The sequence below is a fragment of the Endozoicomonas sp. SESOKO2 genome, assembly GCF_024606245.1.
GTDB lineage: Bacteria > Pseudomonadota > Gammaproteobacteria > Pseudomonadales > Endozoicomonadaceae > Endozoicomonas_A.
Genome location: NZ_JAHHPQ010000010.1, coordinates 1 through 4055, shown reverse-complemented (window position 1 = coordinate 4055; position 4055 = coordinate 1). Strand labels below are relative to the sequence as shown.

The 4055-nt window shown below is 47.9% G+C and carries 6 protein-coding genes and 1 tRNA gene; 2 read left to right on the top strand and 5 right to left on the bottom strand.

All coding sequences use genetic code 11. From position 1 onward, the window contains the following. Positions 1 to 245: 245 nt before the first annotated feature. Positions 246 to 1502, top strand: a complete 1257-nt coding sequence (locus KDK17_RS00350) for a hypothetical protein (RefSeq protein ID WP_257254556.1) — start codon at positions 246 to 248, stop codon at positions 1500 to 1502. A gap of 58 nt (positions 1503 to 1560) precedes the next feature. Here the strand turns inward: KDK17_RS00350 and KDK17_RS00345 are convergent, their stop codons facing one another. From KDK17_RS00345 to KDK17_RS00325, 5 genes are all read right to left on the bottom strand, one after another. After that, positions 1561 to 1875, bottom strand: a complete 315-nt coding sequence (locus KDK17_RS00345; RefSeq protein ID WP_257254555.1) for a TusE/DsrC/DsvC family sulfur relay protein — start codon at positions 1873 to 1875, stop codon at positions 1561 to 1563. 3 nt (positions 1876 to 1878) lie between these two features. Next, on the bottom strand, positions 1879 to 2166 hold the full coding sequence (gene tusB, locus KDK17_RS00340) for a sulfurtransferase complex subunit TusB (RefSeq protein WP_257254554.1): 288 nt from the start codon (positions 2164 to 2166) through the stop codon (positions 1879 to 1881). Further along, on the bottom strand, positions 2166 to 2525 hold the full coding sequence (gene tusC / locus KDK17_RS00335; RefSeq protein ID WP_257281393.1) for a sulfurtransferase complex subunit TusC: 360 nt from the start codon (positions 2523 to 2525) through the stop codon (positions 2166 to 2168). The genes tusB and tusC overlap by 1 nt, the downstream gene beginning before the upstream one ends. Positions 2526 to 2527: 2 nt before the next feature. Next, on the bottom strand, positions 2528 to 2920 hold the full coding sequence (gene tusD / locus KDK17_RS00330) for a sulfurtransferase complex subunit TusD (protein WP_257252807.1): 393 nt from the start codon (positions 2918 to 2920) through the stop codon (positions 2528 to 2530). A gap of 96 nt (positions 2921 to 3016) precedes the next feature. Further along, complete coding sequence (locus KDK17_RS00325) at positions 3017 to 3688, bottom strand: Bax inhibitor-1/YccA family protein (RefSeq protein ID WP_257252809.1); 672 nt, start codon at positions 3686 to 3688, stop codon at positions 3017 to 3019. Between the two features lie 238 nt (positions 3689 to 3926). Between KDK17_RS00325 and KDK17_RS00320 the strand changes: the two genes are divergently transcribed. After that, positions 3927 to 4017: transfer RNA gene (locus KDK17_RS00320), tRNA-Ser, on the top strand. Positions 4018 to 4055 lie beyond the last annotated feature (38 nt).

The window sequence follows — 4055 nt, the reverse complement described above, 5'->3', positions numbered from 1 at the left end:
AAATTTATATTAAAGACACGAGAGTTATCATTTCAAGCTGTAGTCTTAGAAGTGACCAGCCAACCTGCTAAAGGGATTAAGCGCCCGATTGAGGACGCCCTGAAAAATGACAATATGACTGCCAATTTATGAATTGAACTAAGTATTAATATCTTGGTCAAAGTAAATAATCACAAACTTTTTATAAGTTCAAACTGAATAAAGTTTTTGATCTTATTACTGACTCATAGACATGGAGAGTAATCATGTTTAAAGGTATGGACACTGCCAATTCACACGTTCAGATGGCAGAACAAGGCATAACAGAACAAACTCCCCCTTGTAAACCTGAGGATGGCTCACAAAGCCATGACATCGCCCCTTATCTGAAGACCGACGGCAACGGAGTCCGCGAACAACAAACCGTCGGTCTTTCGAGTCGTACCGTGACTGATTTGAAGACGCCTTCCAGGCCATATCCCGGCACTTCCAAATATACACCAGTCCATATGGATAACAATCCCCGGAGCAATTACTGTGCGACCTATGCCAATATACCGCATGGCGTTGAACCGAAAACTGTCCGGATCGGCAACCAGAAACTGATGACGCTGGATACTTCGCAACCCTTTGTTGATCCTGCCCAGGCTACAAAAAGGCGCTTTTTGGATTTGTATAATTTCAGCTTTCTGGCTAATTTTTTAAGCAAAAACAACACAATCGAATGTATTGTGGATATTGGCTGTCACAACGCAAAACTATCCCTGTTAATGCAAAACTACCTCAATGAACAGGGATTCAGGATCAAAGTTATTCCTGTGGATGTGCGCAATGATTACGCCAATGAGGCTAACGATGCCAAGCCACTCCCCATAAACCTGATCCCGGCTCAGGAAATTGCTGACGCTTCACCGGCGACCACTTTGTTTACCGCTATACACCCTTTTACCGGCTCAGGCTCAGTTGCAAAACGACTGAACAGGGAGATTACAGAGGGAATGACTGACTTTTATCTGACCGCACTGATAAAAAACAATCCCGGCTGCTTTGTCCTGACCACTGAAGACCCTTATGTATCCTCACCGCAGCGCTATATTCCCCCGGAACTGCTGTACACCAGACATTATCACGCATTCGCGAATTTCTTTACTCCTGAGGCTACTGCGACAGAGACTGCCATTCGTGAGGCAAAAGCCGCAAGAATGAATGCAGAAAACAGTGATATTCACCGGTTAAACCAGTTGCTGGCAAAACTTCCTGAACAGCGGGATAGCTACCAAGCTGCGATCTCCACGTTGAAAGATCAATTACAACCGGAAATGCTCAGAAACCCTGATCAATGTTGGCCAGACTACATCTTCAGGAAGTATCTTCATGAAAGGTCACGTATCGAGAATTTTAGATCTTTCAATGATATTAAATATGACGCGGAAAGAAATGGATTGGAGCTGCGCTGCTGGCATGTCTATCGTCAGGATGTCAGTGCCTTAAAAGTTGCCAGCCAGGCGGCTAAATCAAATTGAAGCTATGGAAAAGCTGTCGACCAGACAGCCCGGTTTTGCGGTGGGGATACACAAGCTGCTAGAAACAGTTTGTAGGTCTGGGCAGACCTGCAATTCTGGCAGCCAGTTTGGCGGGGCTGCCGGGAAACAGCTTCATCAGATAGAGACTGTTACCTTTCTCTTTTCCCAGCTGGTTGGCAACGTATTTCACAAAAGGTCTTTGACTGGGAGCGTGTTCAAATTGCTGATAATATTCCCTGAGCAGATTAAGGATTTCCCAGTGTTCATCGGTCAGTTCAACATGGTCTTCTGCTGCCAACTGACCAGCGACCTCTGGATTCCAGTCACTAAGGTTGACCAGATAGCCGTCTTTATCAAGCTTCAAATCCGACATATTCTAAAACCAGCTCACCACTTTATCGTTGGCCACCGTCAACTCAACAAATCCCTGATAGTCCACCATATCGATATCCAGATCGTCTCTGTTCGTCATTCCCCGGGCCAGAACATCCGCCTCCAGCACATAGACGGCTATATGCCTGAGGAGATCAGACAAAACATCACTGGCTTCATACAAAGCGTAAACGCCCTCTTCCAGAAGCAGAACACTGTCACCCGGATTAAGGGCTCTCAGGCACAGTTCCAGGGGTTGTCCGGCTTTATTGACCGTATGTAAAGTAGCCATCAGAAACTCAATACCTTATCTTGCTGTGCCAGGAAAGATGCCACCGCGTCTCCTTCCAGAAGCGTGTACAGAGGTAACAACTGCTCGGGATCAAGATGACGCTCTGCCAGCGACTCTCCATCCACATAAACCGTTTCAATCCCATAGAGTTCGAGAGATTGGAACAGGGATGAAAGTTTTTTCTTTTCCAGCTGCCCGGGAGATTGTCCGTCCAATATCTGATAAACACCATCACCCATCAGCAACAGACTGGTTGGGATCTCATAGGAAGCAGAAACCAGGGCAGCGTCCAGCGCTTCTCTGGCAAACTGGCCACGATAAGGGGCCTGAGTTGAAATAATGCAAATAGATTGACTCATGCTCAGTCTCCAAAAGTCACCAGACGATCAGCTTCAACGGTCGCTTCGAGTAACTGACCTAATCCCGAGAGTTCATACCCCTCCCTGAAATTGCTGGCTGGCAGTTCATATCTTTCAGCTTCTTCGGTATTCACCACACCTCTGCGAAGAGCCGCTGCGATGCAGACTACCGCATCAATACCCTGCTCTGTGATCAGCTTTTGCCATTGCTCCGGCAGATTCACCTCATCCTGTGGCGGTGAAACCAGGCTGGAAGCATTGTGCACTCCATCCTGATAAAAAAAGACTCGAATGATCTCATGGCCCGCAGCCAGCAAGGCCCTGGCAAAAGAAAGTGCTGTCAGAGAAGACTGCCCGGTACCGGAAGCACCGTAGACAGCCAGTGCATATTTCATTCACAGACTCCCGTCTACAAAAAGTTTCTATAACCGTCACTGGTGCAAAAAAAATACCCCGGGAATACCGAGGTATTTTCATAAATTACTGAATACTTAGTCGTCAGACATGCCCAGCAGAGAGAGCAGAGCAGTAAACAGGTTGTAGATATTCAGGTAGAGAGAGACGGTAGCGCGGATGTAGTTGGTTTCGCCGCCGTGGATGATACGGCTGGTGTCAAACAGGATGAAGCCGGACATCAACAGCACAATAGCAGCAGACAGAGCCATGGATGCCGCCGGGATCTGGAAGAAGATCAGGGCGATACTGGCAATCACGGCCACAATCAGGCCCACCATCAGGAAGCCTCCCATAAATGAGAAGTCCTTGCGGGTAACCAGCACGTAGGCTGAGAGGGCAAAGAACACAACGGCTGTTCCGCCCAGCGCCTGCATCACCAGAGAAGGACCATTAGGCAGCGCCAGATAGAAGTTCAGCATAGGCCCAAGGGCAGCACCCAGAACGCCGGTGAAAGCAAAAACAGCCACCAGACCTTTGCCTGAGTCAGCGGTTTTATTGACAACAAAAATCAGACCAAAACCTACCAAGCTGAGCACCAGGGCAGTGATACGACTGATTTCCAGTGCCATAGCCACACCCGCAGTAAAAGCACTGAACAGCAGTGTCATACCTAGCAACAGGTAGGTGTTGCGCAAAACACTATTGATTTCAATGCCGCTGCCAACCTGTGTCGGCCTTGACGCTAAAACGGTGGATTTGCGTTCCATTTTTTATTCCTCGCATTGGGGCTTATATAGGGAGTATACCAGAGCTGAACACACCGGCTATATCGAGATTCTCTTTTTACAGGATGCCCACAGTACCCCGCAGGCATTACAAAACCGTAACAGCCGTAACTTTTTTCCGGTGCCATGCCGTAAAGATTTTTCCAATCAGGAGATATTCTTTGGTTTTCAAGGGTTTGACAGTTGATCGTTTTCAGGTAATATTCAATCCCGTTGCTGCGGAGGGATGGCTGAGCGGTTGAAAGCACCGGTCTTGAAAACCGGCGTGGGTTAATAGCCCACCCAGGGTTCGAATCCCTGTCCCTCCGCCACTTCTCAAAGTGCAGTAACATCCTCGGGGTTCAGCTGG